This is a genomic window from Flavobacterium sp. P1_E4, assembly GCF_056405915.1.
Genome location: NZ_JBFUBE010000016.1, coordinates 65,467 through 87,150, shown reverse-complemented (window position 1 = coordinate 87,150; position 21,684 = coordinate 65,467). Strand labels below are relative to the sequence as shown.

The 21,684-nt window shown below is 32.9% G+C and carries 20 protein-coding genes; 7 read left to right on the top strand and 13 right to left on the bottom strand.

All coding sequences use genetic code 11. The features are described 5' to 3' along the window. Positions 1-30: 30 nt before the first annotated feature. From ilvD to AC1DY0_RS14470, 3 genes are all read right to left on the bottom strand, one after another. On the bottom strand, positions 31-1,704 hold the full coding sequence (gene ilvD / locus AC1DY0_RS14480) for a dihydroxy-acid dehydratase (protein WP_477189296.1): 1,674 nt from the start codon (positions 1,702-1,704) through the stop codon (positions 31-33). Between the two features lie 277 nt (positions 1,705-1,981). Then, positions 1,982-3,097, bottom strand: coding sequence for a 3-isopropylmalate dehydrogenase (gene leuB, locus AC1DY0_RS14475; protein WP_116798073.1), 1,116 nt, complete (start codon positions 3,095-3,097; stop codon positions 1,982-1,984). 37 nt (positions 3,098-3,134) lie between these two features. Then, complete coding sequence (locus tag AC1DY0_RS14470; protein ID WP_477189295.1) at positions 3,135-4,298, bottom strand: 2-isopropylmalate synthase; 1,164 nt, start codon at positions 4,296-4,298, stop codon at positions 3,135-3,137. 154 nt (positions 4,299-4,452) lie between these two features. Here AC1DY0_RS14470 and AC1DY0_RS14465 point away from each other — a divergent pair, with 154 nt between their 5' ends. Further along, positions 4,453-5,997 carry a hypothetical protein gene (locus tag AC1DY0_RS14465; protein WP_477189294.1) on the top strand — a complete coding sequence of 515 codons (1,545 nt, stop codon included), beginning with the start codon at positions 4,453-4,455 and terminating at the stop codon, positions 5,995-5,997. A gap of 74 nt (positions 5,998-6,071) precedes the next feature. Here the strand turns inward: AC1DY0_RS14465 and AC1DY0_RS14460 are convergent, their stop codons facing one another. The 5 genes from AC1DY0_RS14460 to AC1DY0_RS14440 form a co-directional block, all read right to left on the bottom strand. Further along, the gene (locus tag AC1DY0_RS14460) at positions 6,072-6,566 is read right to left on the bottom strand and encodes a DUF2231 domain-containing protein (RefSeq protein ID WP_477189293.1); all 495 of its coding nucleotides are present in this window, start codon (positions 6,564-6,566) and stop codon (positions 6,072-6,074) included. A 122-nt stretch (positions 6,567-6,688) separates the two neighbouring features. Further along, positions 6,689-8,065: a sensor histidine kinase gene (locus AC1DY0_RS14455; RefSeq protein ID WP_477189292.1), complete on the bottom strand. Its 1,377-nt coding sequence runs from the start codon at positions 8,063-8,065 to the stop codon at positions 6,689-6,691. A gap of 4 nt (positions 8,066-8,069) precedes the next feature. Then, positions 8,070-8,738 carry a response regulator transcription factor gene (locus AC1DY0_RS14450; protein WP_477189291.1) on the bottom strand — a complete coding sequence of 223 codons (669 nt, stop codon included), beginning with the start codon at positions 8,736-8,738 and terminating at the stop codon, positions 8,070-8,072. Beyond that, complete coding sequence (locus AC1DY0_RS14445; protein WP_477189290.1) at positions 8,735-9,166, bottom strand: thioredoxin family protein; 432 nt, start codon at positions 9,164-9,166, stop codon at positions 8,735-8,737. Before AC1DY0_RS14445 ends, AC1DY0_RS14450 begins: the two co-directional genes overlap by 4 nt. Positions 9,167-9,187: 21 nt before the next feature. Next, positions 9,188-9,760, bottom strand: coding sequence for a QcrA and Rieske domain-containing protein (locus AC1DY0_RS14440; RefSeq protein WP_477189289.1), 573 nt, complete (start codon positions 9,758-9,760; stop codon positions 9,188-9,190). Positions 9,761-9,867: 107 nt separating this feature from the next. Here AC1DY0_RS14440 and AC1DY0_RS14435 point away from each other — a divergent pair, with 107 nt between their 5' ends. The 5 genes from AC1DY0_RS14435 to AC1DY0_RS14415 all read left to right on the top strand — a co-directional run bounded on the left by AC1DY0_RS14435 (position 9,868) and on the right by AC1DY0_RS14415 (position 14,936). Beyond that, entirely contained in the window at positions 9,868-10,302 is a 435-nt protein-coding gene (locus AC1DY0_RS14435; protein WP_477189288.1) for a thioredoxin family protein, read from the top strand. A gap of 34 nt (positions 10,303-10,336) precedes the next feature. Beyond that, positions 10,337-11,230 (top strand): FAD:protein FMN transferase, encoded by an 894-nt coding sequence (locus AC1DY0_RS14430; RefSeq protein ID WP_477189287.1) that lies wholly within the window; start codon positions 10,337-10,339, stop codon positions 11,228-11,230. 17 nt (positions 11,231-11,247) lie between these two features. Continuing rightward, positions 11,248-11,460, top strand: a complete 213-nt coding sequence (locus tag AC1DY0_RS14425; RefSeq protein WP_477189310.1) for a DUF4266 domain-containing protein — start codon at positions 11,248-11,250, stop codon at positions 11,458-11,460. Positions 11,461-11,477: 17 nt separating this feature from the next. After that, on the top strand, positions 11,478-12,668 hold the full coding sequence (locus tag AC1DY0_RS14420; RefSeq protein WP_477189286.1) for a DUF3570 domain-containing protein: 1,191 nt from the start codon (positions 11,478-11,480) through the stop codon (positions 12,666-12,668). Between the two features lie 165 nt (positions 12,669-12,833). Further along, positions 12,834-14,936, top strand: a complete 2,103-nt coding sequence (locus tag AC1DY0_RS14415; protein WP_477189285.1) for an LTA synthase family protein — start codon at positions 12,834-12,836, stop codon at positions 14,934-14,936. Positions 14,937-15,013: 77 nt separating this feature from the next. Here AC1DY0_RS14415 and AC1DY0_RS14410 read toward each other — a convergent pair whose 3' ends face one another. Further along, positions 15,014-16,018: a zinc dependent phospholipase C family protein gene (locus tag AC1DY0_RS14410; RefSeq protein ID WP_477189284.1), complete on the bottom strand. Its 1,005-nt coding sequence runs from the start codon at positions 16,016-16,018 to the stop codon at positions 15,014-15,016. A 96-nt stretch (positions 16,019-16,114) separates the two neighbouring features. Here AC1DY0_RS14410 and AC1DY0_RS14405 point away from each other — a divergent pair, with 96 nt between their 5' ends. After that, positions 16,115-16,843, top strand: a complete 729-nt coding sequence (locus AC1DY0_RS14405) for a YoaK family protein (protein ID WP_477189283.1) — start codon at positions 16,115-16,117, stop codon at positions 16,841-16,843. On the opposite strand, the gene AC1DY0_RS14400 is transcribed toward AC1DY0_RS14405, so the two are convergent. The 4 genes from AC1DY0_RS14400 to fabG all read right to left on the bottom strand — a co-directional run bounded on the left by AC1DY0_RS14400 (position 16,832) and on the right by fabG (position 21,638). Next, entirely contained in the window at positions 16,832-17,794 is a 963-nt protein-coding gene (locus AC1DY0_RS14400; RefSeq protein ID WP_477189282.1) for a YeiH family protein, read from the bottom strand. The genes AC1DY0_RS14405 and AC1DY0_RS14400 overlap by 12 nt on opposite strands. 72 nt (positions 17,795-17,866) lie before the next feature. Continuing rightward, positions 17,867-18,763 carry a LysR family transcriptional regulator gene (locus tag AC1DY0_RS14395; RefSeq protein ID WP_477189281.1) on the bottom strand — a complete coding sequence of 299 codons (897 nt, stop codon included), beginning with the start codon at positions 18,761-18,763 and terminating at the stop codon, positions 17,867-17,869. 26 nt (positions 18,764-18,789) lie between these two features. Next, a complete protein-coding gene (locus AC1DY0_RS14390) occupies positions 18,790-20,817 on the bottom strand; it encodes a hypothetical protein (RefSeq protein ID WP_477189280.1) in 2,028 nt (675 codons plus the stop codon). Positions 20,818-20,891: 74 nt separating this feature from the next. Next, positions 20,892-21,638 carry a 3-oxoacyl-[acyl-carrier-protein] reductase gene (gene fabG, locus AC1DY0_RS14385; protein ID WP_116798052.1) on the bottom strand — a complete coding sequence of 249 codons (747 nt, stop codon included), beginning with the start codon at positions 21,636-21,638 and terminating at the stop codon, positions 20,892-20,894. Between the last annotated feature and the right edge of the window lie 46 nt (positions 21,639-21,684).

The following is a 21,684-nucleotide window of genomic DNA, read 5'->3' as shown; positions in this document are numbered from 1 at the left end:
AGACTTAGAGGCTTGTTAGTTTTTATTAAATTATTTGTCGGTAACACATCCCTCAGAGGCACTGGAGACCGAACGCATATATTTAAGCAAAACTCCTTGTTTGATTGGTGATTCTGGTCTTTTCCAATTGGCCTTACGATGTGCCAATTCTTCATCAGAAATTTTCATGTTAATAGTATTATTTACAGCATCAATTGTAATGACATCTCCATTTTCTATTAATGCAATTCCACCGCCTTCATATGCTTCTGGAGTAACGTGTCCGACGACAAAACCGTGTGAACCTCCAGAGAAACGTCCGTCAGTAATCAAAGCAACCGAATTTCCTAAACCAGCCCCCATAATAGCAGACGTTGGCTTTAACATTTCAGACATACCAGGACCACCTTTTGGACCACAGTAACGAATAATCACTACGTTTCCAGGTTTCACTTCACCTGCTTGAATTCCTCTAATTACATCTTTTTCACCTTCAAAAACTACTGCTGTACCTTCAAAAAACTCTCCTTCTTTACCGCTGATTTTGGCAACACAACCTTCTGTTGCTAAGTTTCCGTATAGAATTTGAATATTTCCAGTCGCTTTTAATGCCTTTTGGATTTCATGAATCACTTCTTGTCCATCATGTAAATCAGGAACTGATGCTAAATTCTCCGCAATTGTTTTTCCTGTTACTGTTAAACAATCACCGTGTAACAGACCTTCCTTCAATAAATATTTCATTACCGCAGGAACACCTCCTACATTATGTAAATCTTCCATTAAATATTTACCACTTGGTTTCAAGTCGGCTAATAATGGTGTTTTATCACTGATATCTTGGAAATCTTTCAATGTCAATTCAATACCTACAGCATGTGCCATTGCAATTAAATGCATTACCGCATTTGTAGAACCGCCCAAAACAGCTACCATTGTAATTGCATTTTCAAATGCTTTACGGGTCATGATATCTCTAGGCTTAATATCTTTTTCTAATAATATTCTGATTGCTTTACCAGCATCAACACATTCTTGTTTCTTTTCAGCGCTCAAAGCAGGATTAGAAGAACTGTAAGGCAAACTCATTCCTAATGCTTCAATTGCTGATGACATTGTATTTGCAGTATACATTCCACCACAAGCACCTGCACCTGGGCAAGCATTTTGAATTACTCCTTTGAAATCTTCAGGTGTAATCGTGTTCTTAATTTTTTTACCTAAAGCTTCAAAAGCAGAAACTATATTCAAATCTTCACCTTTCCATTTTCCTGGGTGAATAGATCCTCCATAAACCATAATAGAAGGGCGATTTACTCTACCCATAGCCATTAAAGCTCCTGGCATATTTTTATCACAACCTGGAACAGCAATCAAACCATCATACCATTGTGCTCCCATAACCGTTTCGATAGAATCTGCAATTACATCACGAGAAACCAGAGAAAAACGCATTCCATCATTACCATTAGAAATACCATCACTTACACCAATAGTATTAAAAATCAATCCAACTAAATCTTCTTTCCAGACGCCAGTTTTAATATCTTTAGCCAAGTCATTTAAGTGCATGTTACAAGGATTTCCGTCGTACCCCATACTCACAATTCCTACCTGTGCTTTTTTAAGATCCTCTTCCGTCAAACCAATTCCGTAGAACATAGCTTGAGAAGCTGGTTGTGTTTCGTCTTGCGTGATTATCTTGCTGTATTTATTTAATTCCATTCTATTATTAATTTGTGTATTTTAAATTTTATCTAAAAAAAAACCTCCCAAAATTATGGGAGGTTTTAAATATGTTTTCACTTATATTTATACCAATCCCTTTTCATATGTGATAATCACAATGACACTTAGAACTAAAAGGACGTTGGTAATGCGTTTCATTTTTTTTAATTTTTAACTCTGCAAAAGTATAAAAAACAAATCCAATAAAAAAACATTTTATCAACAAACTAAGAGTTTTTAGTGATATAACGCAATATTTTATGATTTTTATTAACTAAACGATAGTTGATTGTCCAATTTGAACATTATCGTTTTTGAAGTACAAATCATCTTTACTTAATATGACATTTGAGATAAAATCCCCAACATCATTAGTCCCGAATCTTGAACCTGGATTCAAATCAATGGTAACCACTTTATATTCAATAGCTTTCTCAACAGCTTCATATACTTTTTTGGCTTCTTTATCTAATCCAAAGTGTTCTAACAACATCGCTGCAGATAAAATAGAAGCTATAGGATTAGCTATATTTTTACCTTTTGCTCGTGGATAAGAGCCATGAATAGGCTCAAAAAGCGCTTTATTATTTCCAACAGATGCCGAAGCCATCAAACCGATAGATCCCATAATAGCACAAGCTTCATCTGACAGAATATCACCAAATAAATTTTCGGTTAAGATTACATCGTATTGTTTTGGATCCGTGATTATTTGCATGGCAACATTATCAATATATTGACATTCCAATTTCACGTCTGGATATTGAAGAGCAATATTTTTAACAATTTTTCTCCACAATCTAGAAGTTTCCAACACATTAGCTTTATCCACCAATGTCACTTTTTTTCTTCTACCTTGTGCTGCTTTGAATGCTTGATGCGTAATACGGTTAATTTCATTTTCAGAATATTCACATATATCTGATGCGAAAGTACCTTCTTCATTAATCACTTTCTCACCATAATAAGAACCTCCCGTCAATTCTCTAAAAATCACAAAATCTACATTTTCAATAACCTCTCTTTTTATAGGAGATGCATCCAATAGATTTTTGAAAGGTTTAATCGGTCTAATATTAGCATAAAGCCCCAATTCTTTTCTAAGCTTTAATAATCCTTGCTCTGGACGAACTTTTGATTCTGGATTGTTATCGTATTTTGGATTTCCAATAGCTCCAAACAATACTGCATCAGTATTTAAACAAAGATTCAGCGTTTGCTCTGGCAATGGATTTCTTGTTTTCTCAATGGCTGTTGCTCCTATTAAAGCATCTTCAAAAATAAACTCATGATTGTAGGCAACACTAATAGCGTACAATGCTTTTTTAGCTTGTAAAATAACCTCTGGACCTATGCCATCTCCTGAAAGTACTGCTATTTTTAAGTTCATAATATTTATTTTTAAAAGTAAATTATATCAAATAAAATTAATAAACGCTTATTTTACTTGCTTCAATAATTTGATGAATATCAGCATCCAAAACTTCTTTTTTGATATCAGCAAATTTCAAAAATTCAACATATACGATATCCAATTGCACTTTTGTAAGTTCATAGCCTACTTTTTTGGCTCTGTAAGCCAAAGCAGCTCTACCACTTCTTGCGGTTAGAATAATTGACGACTCATTGACACCAACATCTAAAGGATCCATTATTTCATAAGTTGCTCTGTTTTTGATCACACCATCTTGGTGAATTCCTGAGCTATGTGCAAAAGCATTAGCCCCTACAATTGCTTTATTAGGCTGTACAATCATTCCCATACTTTCAGAAACCAATCTACTCATTTCGTTCAATTGTTTACTGTCAATATCTGTATATAAATTCAAATAAGGATGTTGTTTGAAAATCATTACCACTTCCTCAAGCGCTGTATTTCCAGCTCTCTCCCCTATTCCATTGATAGTACATTCTATTTGACGAGCACCATTTATGGCTCCCGCAATTGAATTCGCAGTTGCCATTCCTAAATCATTATGACAATGACAAGAAAGAATAACATTCTCAATGCCTTTTACATTTTCTCTAAGATATTTTATTTTTGCACCATACTCTTCTGGTAAGCAATATCCAGTTGTATCAGGTATATTAAGAACTGTTGCTCCTGATTTAATTACTTCTTCGCAAACTCTTGCCAAGAATGCATTTTCGGTTCTACCTGCATCTTCAGCATAAAACTCTACATCTTCAACATAAGATTTAGCATGGGCAACAGCATGTTTTGCTCTTGCTATTACATCTTCACGAGTTGTCTGCAATTTGTGGATGATATGAGAATCAGAAGTTCCGATTCCTGTATGTATTCTAGGTCTAACAGCATGTTTTAATGCGGCTGCAGCAACATCAATATCATTTTCTACAGCTCTTGTAAGACCACAAACTGTTGCATTTTTAACAATTTTACATATTTCGGAAACAGATAAAAAATCACCTGGACTAGAAACGGGAAAACCAGCTTCAATGATATCTACCCCCATTTCATCAAGGCGGTTAGCTATAACGAGTTTTTGGTTGGTGTCTAATTTACATCCTGGGACCTGTTCTCCGTCTCTTAAAGTGGTATCAAAAATTTGGACTTTCTCTCTATTCATTTTAATTTATTTAATGTAATTTCACATCTTAAAACAAAAATAGTTTTCATTTACTTAGAACTAAACCTGTTTTTAAATAAATATACTACTTATAAAGTAAAAAATAACAACTTAATAACCTGTAAATCAACATTTTAAATACTTTTATAATACAATGGCTAACCATCAAAAAGATTTTTTATTTGTATTAATAAAATCCCTTTCTAAATCTGAAAAAAGACAATTTAAGATATTTGCAAGTCGGCTTGAAACAAGTTCTAATACTAAGTTTATCGAATTATTTAATATTTTGGATAAATCTGAAGTGTATGATGAAAAACTAATATTAAAGAATGGTTTGATCAAAAAAGCTCAATTATCAAACCTAAAATCGTATTTGTACAAGCAAATTTTAGTGAGTATTCGCTTGAATATTCCAAGCCAGAACATTCGTTACCAACTTAGAGAACAAATTGATTTTGCTGCAATCCTTTATAATAAAGGCCTTTACAAGCAAAGTTTAAAAATATTAGATAAAACCAAACAACAAGCCATTGAAAATGATGAAAAATACATGGCTTTTGAAATTGTTGAATTTGAAAAACTGATCGAATCACAATACATCACCAGAAGTATTCAAGGTCGGGCTGACGAATTGGTTATTCAGGCCAAAGAATTAAACTATCGCAATACAATTTCGAGTAAATTATCCAATTTATCTCTTCAATTATATGGCATTATGCTAAAAACTGGCTTTGTTAAAAGCGACGAAGAATATAAATACATTGATGATTATTTTAATAAACATATTGCTCATTTAGATCAATCTAAATTTGAGTTTAGAGAAAAGTATTGGTTTTATAATGCCAATTTATGGAGAAGTTTCTTAGTACAAGATTTTCTTTCCTGTTATAAGTACTCCTACAAATGGGTAACTTTATTTTATGACAATAAAAATATGATTTTCCTAAATCCTGTTTTCTTTTTGAAAGGGAATCATTATTTATTAGAGTCATTATTTATGCTTAAATACAAATCAAATTTTAAAAAGTATTTAGAGTTATTGGAAGAAACGATCAATGATCCTCGTTTTCCTGTAAACGACAATATTGCTTCGCTGTCATTTCTTTATTTGTATAATAACAAACTGAATTATCATATACTAGAAGGTACTTTTGCTGAAAGCGAATATTTAATTCCTGAGGTTTTAAACAAAATAAAAGTTCACAGTGAGCACTTGGATGAACACCATGAGATGATGTTTTATTACAAGATTGCCTGTATTTATTTCGGAAATGAAAAGTACCAAGAATGTATTGTCTATCTTGAGAAAATCATCAACAATAAAAACCTCACGATGAGGGAAGATTTGATGTGTTTTGCGAGGATTTTATGCTTGATTGCACATTATGAGCTAGGCAGGGATTATTATTTGGAGAATCAACTTAAAAACACCTATAAATTTTTGCTTAAAATGAATGATCTACACGAGGTACAAAAAGAGATTATTCGTTTTCTAAAGAATTTGAGTAATTTGTATCCAAGTGATATCAAAAAAGAGTTCATAAAAATGAGGGAACGTTTCATCGAATTAGAAAAAAACACCTATGAAAAAAGAGCTTTTCTTTACCTTGATATTATTTCCTGGCTTGAAAGTAAAATCGAAAATAAAAAAATAAGTGACATTATTAAGGAAAAAGCAAAGTTGATTAACCGTTAACTTTTCAATGTTTTCCAAAAACAAAAAAGCGATCATTGTGATCGCTTTTTTGTTTTTATTTTTAGTTCAGAAACCTAATCTTCATGGTTTTCTGATTGTTTTACTGAACCATCAACCGTTGTATTGGCATTTGGTCTAATTTCGGTATGACGAATTTCTCCTCCTGAAGTACCTACTTTTTGTACTAGAAATAATCCAGCGGTTGCAACACCCAGTATCAAAAAGGAAAGTAGCTTTGCTTTTGCATGGTTTTTAAAGTTCAAATACAAACCCGCAAGGGATAATCCCGCTAAAACATAAAGCAATACAGCTAATTTTTCGGCTAATTCTTCATGCTCATGAATAATTTGCTTACCGATATTTGGCATATCCTCAACCAATTCCTCTGCCCCTTCTCCAGTTGCCATACTGATTGCTCCAAAAATAGCCGCAACTATAAATATTGCGTAAGAGGTATTTATCAGTGTTTTATTTTTCAAAACTAAGCCAACTATTAAAATACCAAAACCGAAAATGGTTCCTATAATTGGAAAATGGTTTACTACCATGTGTAAATGTGCATCGTTCATAACTTAATTTGATTTAATTATTAAAAGATTATCTATCTAAAGGTAATGTAATTGTTTGCTATTCAAAAACAGGAATGATTAAAATTAGCTTAATTCACTTAGCTGCTTTTAAAAACTTATTACTAAAATATAAGATAGACTTGGGTTCCTTTATTTAATTCACTTTCAATTTTGAATTCAATATTTAACAATTGCGTTATCCGTTCAACGATAGAAAGCCCTAAACCAGAGCCTTTAATTTCGGGATGAAGAGTTGGATTGGATCTAAAAAACGGATTCACGATTTTATCCAAATCGGTTTCTGAGATTCCAATTCCATTATCAGCAATAATACAGTTTGTTTTCATACCACTTTTGGAAATAGTTATTGAAATTTTACCATTTTTATTGGAATATTTTATGGCATTTGAAATTATATTGCTAATAATTGTACTGACTAAATAATTATCGGATTTTATGAAATAATCTTTTGCAAAATCATGTACAATTTCTATGTTTTTATCTTTTATTTTACTTGAATATAACGTGAGGGTGTCGAGAATTATAGCATTCAAATAGATTTTCTCAATACGCAAGCTTTGTTTATGATTTTCGAATCGAGCCAACAAAAGCAATTGATCAACTAAATTATTCAACCGGTTGACTTCTGAAATGCTGAAATTAATTTTCTCTTCATATTCAGTCTGATTTCTTGGTTTTCGTATCAAAACTTCAAGAGTTCCTTTTAATACCGTTAAAGGAGTTCTCAATTCGTGAGAAGCATCTGAAGTGAATTGCTTTTCTCTTTCGACAGCATTTTCAATACGATCCAATAAATCATTAATTGTTTTAGAAAGCACAAATAATTCATCCCTATTTTGAGGCAAAATTATTCTGTCTTTCAGATTGTCTGTTGTTATCCTACTAGAGGTTTCGGTAATTAGCGTTACTGGTTTTATACTGCGCCCCGCAATAAATCTGGCAATAAAAAATAAGAGCAATAAAATTAATGGAAAAGCTATAAAAAGTGTATTTCTAAGATTGGTCAATATCAATGTAGCTTCATCCAAAGACATTGCAACAAAAAGGTATCCTACTTTTTTTTCTTTATCAAAAAGAGGGATTTGAATTTGTCTTATTGGCTTTTTATTCAAATAGGAATCAACAAATTGATTGTCTTTGTTCTGTTTATACAATTTAAGTTCAAATCCTTTAAGATTAGGAGACTTATCAATTAATTTGTTGTTATCGTCCAAAAACTGAACAAAAACGGGATTAACATTTACTCTATTATTATCCCTTTCCCTCCATTGGTCTACTTGAATCAGATAAGCATTATTATTATCAATTTTAACCTCTTCTATATATTCACTTGATTCTTCTAAAATATCATCGTTTATATGCTTATTAATACTGTAAGCTGTTATTCCATATATTGTGCAAAACACTACCGATATCAATATTGCTGTACTGAGAATATAATTAAAAGCAATTCTGTTTTTATAGGAGAATGAAAGCATTAATCTAATTTATATCGTTTGCTATATACCCAACACCACGAATGGTTTTTATAAGATCTTCTTCTTTATTCAAATTGAGTTTTTTTCGAATGGCATTCATAAAAACGTCAATTACCCCCGTATCATATTCAAAATGAATATCCCAAACATCATTAATTATTTGGTTTCTAGTGCACACTTTTCCTTTGTTTTTTATCAAATAAACCAATAGCTCGTATTCTCTTTGCGTAAGCAAAACCTCTTGATTATTTAATGTAACTTGATGTTTTGACAGCATTATTTTAATTCTTCCAAGCGAAAGCAAATCATTTTGGTTTTCATTTCGAAAATGAATTTTGATACGTTCCACCAATTCATCAAAGCTAAACGGTTTTTTGATATAATCATTGGCTCCAGCCTTCAATCCTTCAATGGTTTCCTGAATGGTATCTTTGGCCGTTAAAAACAAAATAGGTGTTTTAGAATCTTCTTTTCGGATTTCTTTACAGACGTCAATTCCTAACATTTGAGGCAAAATCCAATCCAACAAAATAATATCCACTTTTTGGTTCATCGCAATTTCTAGCCCCGATTTTCCATCATGTGCTACTACTACTTCATAGCCTTCCTCTTCCAAACCTTGCTTTAGAAAATTGGCAATTCCTATTTCGTCTTCAACTACTAGAATTTTCATTTAAATGAATGAATAAGTTTAATATAATCTTGTGCAGAAACGTTTTTAAAACCTGTCATTCCAATTACTTTCCCTTTTGGATCTAAAAGCATAACAAGGGGAAAAATTCCATTTTTATTGTATTTCTCCGCTAATTTGTTATTAGTCTCGACCATATCAGGAGCAAGCTTATTCTTTCTTTTATTTGGAAAATCCGCTCGATAAATAACCCAATTTTTGTCAGCTTCGACTTGAAATTCTGGAGATTTCCAAACTACTTTTTCTAGTTTTATACAAGGTCCACACCAATCAGAGCCTGAAAAGACTAATAAAATATTTTTATTTTCTTTTTCGGCTTTTGCTTTTACTTCCTCGAAATTGGTATTCCAGTTTTGGGAATATCCAAAAGCAGTTGAAATCAAAAATATAAAATAGATTAGATATTTCATTTTTACTTTTTGATAAATATACTAAGAAAAAATCCTAAGTGTTGTATATGTCAATGTTGTTTTATACTCTTTCAGATTACTCGTCGCTGGACCTTGTGTTACAACACCTGTATTTGTAAAATGAGCATTGTGATTAGGGCAATAAAAATCATTTCCAGATGAATTGTATTTAACATTCGTTCCTTCATGAGGACAAGAAGCAGAAACAGCCAAAAAACCTCCCGCTAACGTTCTAGCAACTACAATTCCATTAGTCACTAAATAGCCTCCATTAGTTGACAAAGAACCGGTGCTGATATCTAGACTAAAATCAATATTCGTTGGAGGTGTCGCAATCGAATTTCCACCATTTGAATCACTACTGCAACTTGTGGCTACTCCAGCAATACAAGCAGGAATAAATACTGCCACTGCTCCAAAACCTACCTTTTCAAAAAATGCTTTTCTGTTCATAATATTTTTTTTTTTTCTAAAGTCATGATTATTATTTAACAAATCTAACTCAAAATAAGCCGCTACATTAGATTCAAAAGAAGGTCTTAAGTCAAATTTAAGAATAAAATCATTATTGCATCGATTTAAGTACAAGCTCATTTCTAAGAAACTTTATAGTGATCTAATATTAATCGAATCTTAAGTAATTAAAAGCAATTAGAAGTATAACAATTCGTTATTTCGTATCTATCTAAAACAGAATGCATATGAAACTAATTATAATGATATGGTTACTAGCAGTTCTTCCAATACAATGGGAGCCTGACTTTAATAATGCAAAGAAAATTGCAAAGGAAAAAAGTGAATTAATCTTATTGAACTTCTCAGGTTCTGACTGGTGCGGTCCTTGTATTGTACTCCGAAAAAGTTACCTTGAAAGTCAGGCATTCACAGATATGGCAAAAGAAAATTTAGTAATGGTTAATGCTGATTTTCCCCGGAAAAAGGCAAACATCGGCACACCTGAGCAAGTTAAACGTAACGAAGGACTTGCCGAAATTTATAATAAAGAAGGAAGTTTTCCGCTCACTTTACTACTTGATTCCGATGGTAAAGTGTTGAAAATATGGCACGGAAAACCAGAGAGTACACCGGAACAATGGACAGCAGAAATAAAAGCAATTTGTGATAGTAAAAAATAACATAGAACAAAAATATTCGCAGTCGCTAAAACTGATGGGGAACAACTTTACTATAACTGTTGTTGCCCAAAATGAGAAGACTGCTAATGCAAATATTAATCTTGCTATTGCCGAAATCAGAAGAATTGAAACTCTTTTAACGACTTATAAAAATGACAGTCAAACCAATCTGATTAATGATAACGCAGGGATACAGCCTGTCAAGGTAGATCAGGAAGTTTTTAATCTCATCGAAAGATGTATTGGTATTTCAAAAATTACGCAAGGAGCATTTGATATTTCGTACGGCAGTATTGATAAAAGCCTTTGGAATTTTGACAAAGCAATGACTAAACTGCCTGATGCTGAAACAGCTTTAAAAATGGTACACCTTATTGATTATAGAAATATAATTCTGGACAAAGAAAACACAACCGTTTTTCTAAAAAAAGAAGGAATGAGAATTGGCTTTGGAGGCATCGGAAAAGGTTATGCTGCTGAAATGGCAAAAAAATTACTTATAAAACATAACGTAAAAAGTGGTATCATTAATGCCAGCGGGGATCTTTCGGCATGGGGCTTTCAGCCAAATGGCAAAAAATGGACCATCGGTGTAGCTGATCCAGAATCCCCAACTTCTGCATTTTCTTTTATGGAAATATCCAATAAGGCTGTTGCTACTTCTGGGAACTATGAAAAATTTGTAATCATCAATGGTAAAAAATATTCTCATACCATTGACCCAAAAACAGGATTACCAATATCCGGAATTAAGAGCGTTACTATTATTACTTCAAATGCCGAATTTGCAGATGCAATGGCAACTCCAATTGCCGTAATGGGAATCAAGGCAGGTCTATATTTAATTGACCAAATACCCGATTTATATTGCATTATTATTGATGACAACAATAAAATTTACACTTCAAAAAACATCAACTTGAAATGAAAAAGCATAAACAAAAAATGCTCTTAGTGTCATACAGTATTGCTTTTATGAGCATGCTGTTTACCTCTTGTACTCCTGTGAAAGAATATCAAAAAGGAAGAATTAATGATTCTGAAATGGTACTGGCAAATAGAAAAATCGAGAAGACAGAACTTAGTTTTCAATCCTACCGCGAAGGCGCTTCCGGAGCAAATGCAGGAAAAAGCGGTGGTGGCTGTGGCTGTAACTAACATTCATAACAAGTAAAATGAAAAGAATATTTATTACAGGACTTGCTTTATTGGGGTTGTTTCAATACCAATTAAGAGCGCAAAATGTTGCTACAGATTCTACCAGCTATCAAAACAAAAAATTAAAGGTTGATGAAGTAAATTTAGTTTCGAGTTATTATGCACAAGATGGAAATAATTCGGCAGTAACTGGAGGTATTGGCTCTGAACATCTGACAGATATTGCAAATACCATCGATGTTAAATTGATCAAATACGGAGAAAACGGTATCAAACACACCTTTGACATTGAAGCTGGAATTGATCATTATACTTCAGCTTCTTCGGATATGATTGATTTGAGTGCTAATTCTTCTGCATCATCTTCAGATATTCGTTTTTACCCATCTTTAAGTTATATCAGAGAAAATGAAGAAAAGGGAAGAACATTTTCCGCGGGCGTTTCATCATCATCTGAATTTGATTATCAGTCTTTTGGAGGAAATCTAAGTTTCTCTCAAAAAACTAAAAATAAAAACGGAGAATTTACCGCTAAAATCCAAACTTATATAGATCAGTTGAAACTGATTGAACCTATTGAACTTCGTACTTATGGAAGTGAAGGTTATGGTAGTGCTAATCGAAATACTTTTGCAGGAACCTTAAGTTATTCTCAAGTTGTAAACCAAAGACTTCAGGTAATGATTGTTGGTGATATCATCAGTCAAAATGGTTATTTAAGTCTGCCTTTTCATAGAGTATATTTCGCCGACGGATCTGTACATCAGGAAAAAATGCCTGATACCAGATTAAAAATTCCTCTTGGATTCAGAGCTAGTTATTTTTTAGGCGATAATTTTATTATTAGAGCTTATTATAGATATTATTCTGATGACTGGAGTTTAAAAGCGCATACCGCCGATATTGAAATCCCTGTAAAATTATCACAGGCATTTTCATTGAGTCCGTTTTACAGATATTATACACAGACAGGAACCAAATATTTCAAACCCTACGGTGAACATACTGCAGCTGATGAATATTACACCAGTAATTATGATTTATCTAAATTTGACAGCAGTTTCTTTGGAATGGGAATGAAATTCACTCCGCCTAATGGTGTCTTTGGTCTTAAGCATTGGAATACTGTTGAAATTAGGTATGGACATTACACAAGAACAACAAATATGACCTCTGATATTATTAGTTTAAACATTAAATACAAGTAAAAAATAAGTTAAAAAGAGCCAGTTCAAAACTAATTTTCACACTGGCTCTTTTTGGCGTAAATACATAAAACACATGAATCCTAAGTCAAATTTAAGAATCAAAGAATTGTTAAATAGATACCATTTTAGATTCATTTCTGTACTTTTGCAAAAAAATAATACTTTATGAATTTTTTAAAAAAGTTTTCCCCTTTTTATAACCTTGCTCTTTTTTACATCCTTGTAAGTTTCGTTTTAAGAATCGTTTTGGTCTTCCACCCCATTACACAAACCTCTTTTTCTTTTATCGATAGTTTCAAAATCTTTTCAATGGGATTGATTTCGGATGCTTTTGTGTTTGTGATAGCAACAAGCTTTTTATGGTTATATCTTATTTTTATATCCAATTCGAAATACTACAAGCCGTATGGCTACATTATATTTGGATTCTTAGTGGCATTATTACTATATATTGCGTCAGGAAAATCTATTCTACATGAATATGGTGGAGCATTGCCAAAAATCGGTTTGATTTTCGCTGGCATTAAAACGCTGTTATTTGGGCTTCTTTTGTTTTTACCAAAACACAGAGACAAAATCAGATTTTGGTTATTCTCATTTGTGATGTTTTTATATGTAGTTCTAATTCTTCAAAACGGGATAAGCGAATATTTCTTTTGGAATGAATTTGGTGTTAAATACAATTTTATAGCTGTAAATTATTTGGTTTACACTAATGAAGTTATTGGAAATATTATGGAATCTTATCCTGTGATTCCGTTGTTTTCGGCATTGTTTTTAATTGCTGGAACAGTAACTTATTTTATTGTCAAAAGAACAAGAAATTACATTGATGAAATTCCAACTTTTAATGAGAAATTAAAATTATCAGCTATCTATATTGTCTTATTTGGCGTTTCCTTATTGGCTGTTCCTTATTTGGCCAAAAAAGAAAACTCTCAAAATGTGTTTGCTAATGAACTGCAGGCAAACGGAATGTACCGTTTTTACCTAGCCTTCATGAACAGTGAATTAGATTATTTTAAATTTTATAAAACCTTGCCCGAAAATGAAGCATTTGCTTTGTTGGACAAACAAATCCCTTCTATATCTGGGATATCGACCATAAGACAAATACAAAGCAACACGGCTGAAAATACTAAAAACGTAGTTTTAATCACTATCGAAAGCTACAGTGCTGATTTCATGAAAGCATACGGAAACGAGCAAAATATCACTCCATTCCTGGACAGTATTGCTCAAAAAAGTATGTTGTTTACCAATTTATATGCAGTTGGAAACAGAACCGTTCGTGGTCTTGAAGCGGTAACTTTATGCTTTCCTCCTACTGCCGGAGAAAGTGTTGTAAAAAGAGAAGACAATAAAAACAAATTTTCTACTGGTGCACTTTTTAAACAAAAAGGATACAATGTAAAATTCCTTTACGGGGGAGATGCATTTTTTGACAATATGGAAGACTTCTTTTCTGGAAATGGTTATGACATTGTCGATAAAAAATCATTCACTCCAGAAGAAATTACATTTGCAAATGTATGGGGAGTTTGCGATGAAGATATGGCCAATAAAGCCATAAAAGTGATGAATGTAGAGGCCAAGACTGGTAAACCATTTTTTAACCATTGGATGACCGTGAGTAATCACCGTCCTTTTACATATCCTAACGACAAAATTGATATTCCCGGTGACATAAAATCTCGTGATGGTGGTGTGAAATATACTGATTATGCATTGAGAAAATTCTTTGCAATGGCGAGCAAACAACCTTGGTTCAAAAATACCGTGTTTGTAATTCTTGCCGATCATTGTGCTTCTAGCGCAGGAAAAACAGAACTTCCTGTTGACAAATACAGAATCCCTGCTATGATTTATAGCCCAGGTTTTATTGAACCTCAAAAGTACACAAATGTAATGTCTCAAATAGATGTTATGCCAACTCTTTTTGGATTATTGCATTTTGATTATCAAAGTAAATTTTATGGACAGGATGTTTTGCAACCTGATTATAAACCAAGAGCATTGATTGCAACTTATCAGGATTTGGGATTGATAAAAGACAATGTTTTGACAATTCTTTCGCCAAAACAAACCGTAAAACAGTTTCAATTGACTTTAAAACCGGATCAAAAAACGGCAACCGATTTTCAAATATATTATGATCAAGTTCCTTTAAACAACAAAAGAACAGATCTTATAAACGAAACCATATCGTATTACCAAACAGCTTCGGATATATTGAAGAAAAAGAAATACCAAGTGATTGTTGATTAAATTTCAATCATTCAAAAAACAAAAAAGCCTGTAAAATCAATATTTACAGGCTTTTTTTATTTGTTTTAGACTACAGCCTAATCAAAATCATTCTCAATTTCCAAACCGAAAAGTTTTCCAGTTTTCCAAAGTTTCAAATCATTTTTCAAATTCTTTTTATTGCGATTGGTCAATTCTTTGGAATCTAACTCATCCAAATTTGGTTTCCCTGCATTTACCCATGCCGTGTACCAAAAATTGGCAGTTGCAACAATTGCTTTTCTCATCTGATTTTCCACCATTCCATTCAAAGCTGTGTGCAATTGGGTCACATATTCCTTAGAATATATCAAATCTCCAAACTTACCTTTGGCAATATTTCCATTCGCATCATGATCATACATAGTTTCAGGAGTGAATTTTGCACGCAGATTTCTGTCAATCAATAAAAGAGGCTCTACTTGACTGTGTGAATCTTTTAACATATCCCAAGTAGCTTTTTCAACATTGTCAACATACTTGGCTTCGCCCGTATAGTAATTATAATTTTTTCCAAACATTGTCGGGATACGAGATTCAAACATAGAATGGATCCCTTTTTGATTGGTAAGCTGTCCATCATGGTTTGCAGAAGTATGCAAAGGCATATTTGCATCGCCTATGTAATGCGCCAAATCTCCTGCCAAAAACAAAATTTCATTTCTTCTTTTGTCTTTCATTGCCTTTGTCAACTTCGTCATCGTTTCCTGAATATACCAAGGCAGAATACCGTTATCGAATAAAAATTTTTCGTCGTATTTTTTCTTTGCTTCCTCATATGGCAATGGAATAGATGCAATGTCGCCAAAATTCTCCAAATCCATATAATGGCGTGGATTTTCAGCTTTATCACGTAATGTGTATTTACGCAAATCAGGTACAGTTGATTCCTGAGTTATAAAATCAAGATGATTGTAAAAAAAAGTCTGCATTGGTTTTGGCAACGCCATAACTGCCGCATTATTGATATGTTCGTGTCCAAAAACACCCCACGACAAAACAACAAAAGCGACACCAACAACAGAAAAAGTAATAGCTGTAGGTTTAAATTTAAAATTTTTCATTATATTTATTTAATTGAACTACAAAAGTATTTTTTTTAAAGATAATTTGAACAAATCAGGTTTAAATTTATGTTAATCCAAAGAAAATAAATTAAAATGTTTAGACATCAAGGCAAAAACAGAACTTCTAAACATAATTTGCGTCTTGCTACATTATTGTCTTTTGTAGCGGGAATTGTTAATGTAACGGGGGTTTTGGCCGTAAAAACATTGACTACCAATGTTACTGGACATTTTGCTTTTTTTGCCGAAGAAGTAACCAAACACAATTATCAAGCTGCCATTGTATTTTTAATTTATACATTGTTCTTTTTGGCGGGAGCTTTTACGTCTAATTTTTTAGCCGAATTAGTTTCAAAAAAGAAGCAAGAACTTTCTCATTTACCCTCGATAACTATCGAATTTCTTATTTTGGTTACTCTGGGTATTATGGGTACACATTTATTGAATGACAAATGGATTGCATTTGGTCTTCTTTTTGCTATGGGAATCCAAAACGCTTTAGTCACTAAAATTTCGCAAGCAACAGTAAGAACAACCCACTTAACTGGACTTTTTACTGATTTGGGAATTGAATTGTCTCAATTGTTTTTCTATAAAAAATCTGAAGAAAGAAAAGCCTTAAAAACCAGTATCTACTTAAGACTTTCGATTATTTCATTCTTCTTTCTCGGTTGTTTCATAGGTGGGTTTATATATGGATATTTAGCACTTGAAACGCTTTTAATAGCAGCTATTTTTCTATTGATTGCACTTTACTATGATTATATTCGATTGCATTTTATTGCCATTAAACGCAAGAAGAAAACATTTTTAGAAATATAGAATAGCCAATAAAGTCCCAACAGCAATACTTACCCAAAGCAATACACCTTGCAACAAAGGAAACATCCCGACAGATTTCAAAACAGTACTATTAAGCCCTGCTCCTATCAAAAACATAGTAACAGTAAGTCCAATCTTTGCTATTGAGACCAAATGTGGGGCAACACTTGCAACAGGAGAAAAATAGGTATTGCAAACCATAGCCAAAATAAACAATCCAATAAAATAAGGGATCTTAACTTTGCTCTTTTTATTTTTAAAAACCACTGCTGTAATCAAAGCCACAGGAATAATCCACAAAGCTCTGGCTAATTTCACCGTTGTGGCTACTTGCAAGGCTTCTGCGCCATATTTATTGGCCGCTCCTACTACAGAACTCGTATCATGAATTGCAATGGCACACCACAAGCCAAAATCGTTTTGAGACATATTCAACCAGTGTCCCACCAATGGAAAAACAAACAGAGCAATTGAATTAAGAATGAATATAACTCCCAACGCCACCGAAGTCTGCTTTTCGTCTGACTGTATCACAGGAGCAATTGCAGCTATGGCACTTCCTCCACAAATTGCAGTCCCACAGGAAATGAGATGTGATGTTTTCTTTTGAACTTTAAACAATTTCCCTAATAAAGTACCCAAAGCTATGGTTGCTATTATGGAACCAATCGTAAAAACAAAACCTTCCTTTCCTGCAGCAACAGCACTATTGACATTCATACCAAACCCCAATCCCACTACTGAAACTTGCAGCAATATATTGGTCGCTTTATGATTTAAATGTAAAAATGGGTGTCCAGAGACATTAGCTATAACCAAACCTAATACTAAAGCAATAGGAGGAGAAATAATAGGGAATAAACAAAGAAGAATTATTAAGATGAAAATGACCTGCTGTACTACAGCATTCATTTTCAATAATTGTTGGATATTAACTATAGCCGCTTTCATTAGTATTGTTCTTTTTAACATCACAAAGATCACTATAAATCTACAGCGTTGCCAATCGTAAATAATAATCTACTATAACTTTAGGTTATAATAGCTTGAAATGTTTTTTATGAATAATTCAGAAAGAGAATCTGATTTTCCTTGTAAAGTAATGATGTAAAAATAACGTTCAATTATCAAATTATCGACATCAATAATTTGCAATTCTTTATTTTTCAACTCTTTATCAACGGCGTGAATTGACATAAACGCAACACAATTCGAATTCATCAAATACGATTTGATACTTTCAGTGCTTCCCAATTGCATTTCGATCTGCAATTGATCTATTTTAATATGAAAAGGTTTTAAAGCATATTCAATAACTTCAAGTGTTCCAGACCCTTGTTCTCGAACAAGGAATCGCAACGATTTAAGATCGGCTGGATCGATTTCTTTTCTTTTAACTAATGGATTATTGGAATTGCAAACCAAAACCAGCTCATCCCTAATAAATTGCGTGTATTTTATCGATTGATTTTTGGATTGTCCTTCAACAATTCCAATTTCAATTTCTTTATTCAGCAGGGCATTTTCTATTTGTTCCGTATTACCGTTTAACAGATTCACTTTGACGGATTCCAGTTTTTGATGAAAACGAGCCAATAGCGGCGGAATAATATATTGGGAAATGGTTGTGCTCGCTCCCAACCGCAGCAAGCCTTTACGTTCATTGATAAAAGTACTCATATCAAAGTCGATTTCCCTGTAAATTTCAAAGATGTTTTTGGTGTGTCTCAATAACATTTCACCCGCATTGGTGAGCGCTATTTTCGAACCGTTTCTTTCGAAAAGTTTAATTTTATATTCTTCTTCCAATTCCTGAATGTGCTTAGAAATTGCGGGTTGCGTGATGAATAATTCGGCAGCGGCTTTTGTAAAGCTCAATCGCGTAGCTACAGTGTAAAATACTTTTAGTCTAAAATCCATAATCGCATTTTTGTCTAAATTAATAATTACAACATCCCATTATACTTTCGAACAAACCATTCGGTAGAAAGGAAAACAGCGATCAGAACCAGCAACCATTTCCAATCAATTAAAGGAGATTTGGTCACGATATCTTTCTGAACAGCTTTGTATTCCTCATTTTTCAAAAGTGTTTTTATCAGAGCATCGATTTCATTTGGGTAAAAATCCTTTCCTTTTGTTTGTGCTGCCACTTGTTTCAATTTTTGAACATCTGGATTTACAAACTGCTTTTCAATATCAAAATCCAGGATTTCAAAATGACCAGAATACGATGTTTTAGAGTTTAGTTCTTTTACCGAGAAATTATAACTTCCTGCCAAAAGCCCGTCAAGATTAACTTTATAGGTATTGTTTCCTTTTAAAAGGTCGTAATTCTTGGTTTGCTTTGTTTTAACGTTGGTCACAGCAATTGTCAAACGTGCTTTTTCATCAAAATCATAGTTCTTGTTGAAATATTGAGCAGTGATTTCGATAGCTTCACCAGAGTTGTAAAAGCTTTCGTGATTGACAACCAATGATTTTTTGGCATTATTGGAAGCCAAATATTGAATTATCTTATTGATGAAAACATCATATTTTTCAAAAGATTGATTGTCGATATGGCTTTGCAGACTCCATTTCCAACTGTTTTCCCCAAACAAATAAGCCGCTCTTTTCCCTTGATTCTCCGTAAAAGACAATAAAGGCGCTTTGGTATCTATATTTCTGATTTTGGCTGAAAGCAATATATTGACTTCTCCATTTGAGGTTATTGAACCATAATTATTCTGCAAAGGGGGTAAATTTTCAAAACCTAAATTATCCACCGCAAAAAGATTAAACTGCGAATCAAAACCAGCCAAATAATCTTCTTCCTGGCTACTCATTTTAAAAACAAAATTGTTTTGCTCTTGGTTCAAAAATGAAAAGTCGGTAGCGGTTCCTGTTATGACAAAAGTATTTAAATTGGCTTTTTTATTCGCTTCAAAAACAGACTTGAAAGCCGAATTTGGCTGATACAAAACAAGCACATTATAATCCTGCAACGACTTTACCTCATTCGGTTTCAACAATACTACTTTATGTTGCAAATTGGATTCAATCGCTCTTTTTAAAACACCAATATCAGGATGATTTATGGCCGAAACAATGGCAACTGTAGTTTTTTGGTCTATAACTTCAACTGCAAAATTCTTGATATTATTGAAAGTGTTTTTTTCACTTTCTTTGGATTCAATTTTAGCTTTATAAACCTGTAATCCCACTTTATTAGCAGGCAAAAGCACATTTACTACAGCTGTTTTCTTAGATGGCGATAACGAAACACTTTCTTTATGCAGCACTTCATTTCCTTGTGTGATACTAAAATTTGCCGTCACATTTTTATCTCCGGCATATTGCAAAAACACTTCAACCGGAAATTTATTCTTCAAGAATGCGTATCTATTAACGTTCAGCTGATTGATTTTTAAATCAAAAACTTTGGTCGTGTCACCCAAAACCAAAGGATAAACTTTATTGTTTTCATCAAAACTATAAACGTAATCATTTCCGGAAGTTTGATTTCCATCGGTTATGATTACAGTTGGATAAAACGCATTTTTATAGATACTCTTCAAGTTTTTTGCAACCAAATCCAAATTAGTTTGATTCCCTTTAAAAGTCAAACTGTCCGATTGTCGAAAATCGGTATCAAAAAGATAGGATTGCACTTCAAATTTTTCTTGAATAGCACTATTTGAAGTTAATTTTTGGGCTAATTCCAGAGCTTTTTCTTTGGCATTCAAAAAAGAGATAGAGCTTGAATTATCAACCACTATAGGCAATGGCGTTTTGATAATTTCCAGTTTGTTGGTCGTGATAATGGGATTTATCAAAAGCAACAAAATCGAAAAAATACTCAGAAAACGCAAAAAAGTCAAAAACAAATACACATTCGATTTGTTTTTGACTTTGTATAAATATTGAAAAAATGACAAGCAACCCGCTATTATTAAAGAAAGTAGAAGTAATAGAATCGTTCCTGCTGTCATATTTTTATATTTTAAACAATGAATTTTTAATTATTTCTACATTCAAAATCCATCATTTATAATTCATAATTATTTTAGGTAAGCATTCCACCGCAAACATTCAAAACTTGACCTGTAATATAAGCACTCATATCAGAGGCCAAAAACAAACAAGCATTTGCAACATCTTCTGTAGAACCTCCGCGTTTCAAAGGAATACCTTCTCTCCATCCTTTTACCACATCCTCGCTCAATTTTGCAGTCATTTCAGTTTCAATAAAACCTGGAGCAATTGCGTTACAACGAATGTTACGTGAACCCAACTCCAAAGCTACTGATTTAGTAAACCCAATAGCACCTGCTTTCGAAGCTGCATAATTTGTTTGACCTGCGTTACCAGAAACACCAACTACAGAACTAATATTGATGATAGAACCAGCGCGTTTTTTCAAAAATGTCTTCTGAATCGCTTTAGTCATATTAAAAACCGATTTCAAGTTAACATCGATAACTTGGTCAAAATCAGCCTCGGACATTCTCATTAATAAATTATCTTTAGTGATTCCAGCGTTGTTTATCAAGATATCGACAGTTCCAAAATCAGCCAAAACTGCATCAACAAAAGTTTGTGCTTCATTAAAATCAGCTGCATTAGATTTATATCCTTTGGCTTTAATCCCCAAAGCATTCAATTCATTTTCCAAAGCATTTGCAGATTCTACTGATGAGCTATAAGTAAAGGCAACATTTGCTCCATTTTTTGCAAAAACTTCGGCTATTCCTTTTCCAATTCCACGACTTGCGCCAGTAATAATGGCTACTTTTCCTTCTAGTAATTTCATATTTGTAAAAATTATTTATTAGATGTCATATATGTTATCGCTTGCT

Bases quoted from the DNA above. Each gene is read 5' to 3' on its own strand.
- ilvD (WP_477189296.1), bottom strand. From the start codon at position 1,704: ATGGAATTAAATAAATACAGCAAGATAATCACGCAAGACGAAACACAA.
- leuB (WP_116798073.1), bottom strand. From the start codon at position 3,097: ATGAACTTAAAAATAGCAGTACTTTCAGGAGATGGCATAGGTCCAGAG.
- AC1DY0_RS14470 (WP_477189295.1), bottom strand. From the start codon at position 4,298: ATGAATAGAGAGAAAGTCCAAATTTTTGATACCACTTTAAGAGACGGA.
- AC1DY0_RS14465 (WP_477189294.1), top strand. From the start codon at position 4,453: ATGGCTAACCATCAAAAAGATTTTTTATTTGTATTAATAAAATCCCTT.
- AC1DY0_RS14460 (WP_477189293.1), bottom strand. From the start codon at position 6,566: ATGAACGATGCACATTTACACATGGTAGTAAACCATTTTCCAATTATA.
- AC1DY0_RS14455 (WP_477189292.1), bottom strand. From the start codon at position 8,065: ATGCTTTCATTCTCCTATAAAAACAGAATTGCTTTTAATTATATTCTC.
- AC1DY0_RS14450 (WP_477189291.1), bottom strand. From the start codon at position 8,738: ATGAAAATTCTAGTAGTTGAAGACGAAATAGGAATTGCCAATTTTCTA.
- AC1DY0_RS14445 (WP_477189290.1), bottom strand. From the start codon at position 9,166: ATGAAATATCTAATCTATTTTATATTTTTGATTTCAACTGCTTTTGGA.
- AC1DY0_RS14440 (WP_477189289.1), bottom strand. From the start codon at position 9,760: ATGAGCTTGTACTTAAATCGATGCAATAATGATTTTATTCTTAAATTT.
- AC1DY0_RS14435 (WP_477189288.1), top strand. From the start codon at position 9,868: ATGAAACTAATTATAATGATATGGTTACTAGCAGTTCTTCCAATACAA.
- AC1DY0_RS14430 (WP_477189287.1), top strand. From the start codon at position 10,337: ATGGGGAACAACTTTACTATAACTGTTGTTGCCCAAAATGAGAAGACT.
- AC1DY0_RS14425 (WP_477189310.1), top strand. From the start codon at position 11,248: ATGCTCTTAGTGTCATACAGTATTGCTTTTATGAGCATGCTGTTTACC.
- AC1DY0_RS14420 (WP_477189286.1), top strand. From the start codon at position 11,478: ATGAAAAGAATATTTATTACAGGACTTGCTTTATTGGGGTTGTTTCAA.
- AC1DY0_RS14415 (WP_477189285.1), top strand. From the start codon at position 12,834: ATGAATTTTTTAAAAAAGTTTTCCCCTTTTTATAACCTTGCTCTTTTT.
- AC1DY0_RS14410 (WP_477189284.1), bottom strand. From the start codon at position 16,018: ATGAAAAATTTTAAATTTAAACCTACAGCTATTACTTTTTCTGTTGTT.
- AC1DY0_RS14405 (WP_477189283.1), top strand. From the start codon at position 16,115: ATGTTTAGACATCAAGGCAAAAACAGAACTTCTAAACATAATTTGCGT.
- AC1DY0_RS14400 (WP_477189282.1), bottom strand. From the start codon at position 17,794: ATGAAAGCGGCTATAGTTAATATCCAACAATTATTGAAAATGAATGCT.
- AC1DY0_RS14395 (WP_477189281.1), bottom strand. From the start codon at position 18,763: ATGGATTTTAGACTAAAAGTATTTTACACTGTAGCTACGCGATTGAGC.
- AC1DY0_RS14390 (WP_477189280.1), bottom strand. From the start codon at position 20,817: ATGACAGCAGGAACGATTCTATTACTTCTACTTTCTTTAATAATAGCG.
- fabG (WP_116798052.1), bottom strand. From the start codon at position 21,638: ATGAAATTACTAGAAGGAAAAGTAGCCATTATTACTGGCGCAAGTCGT.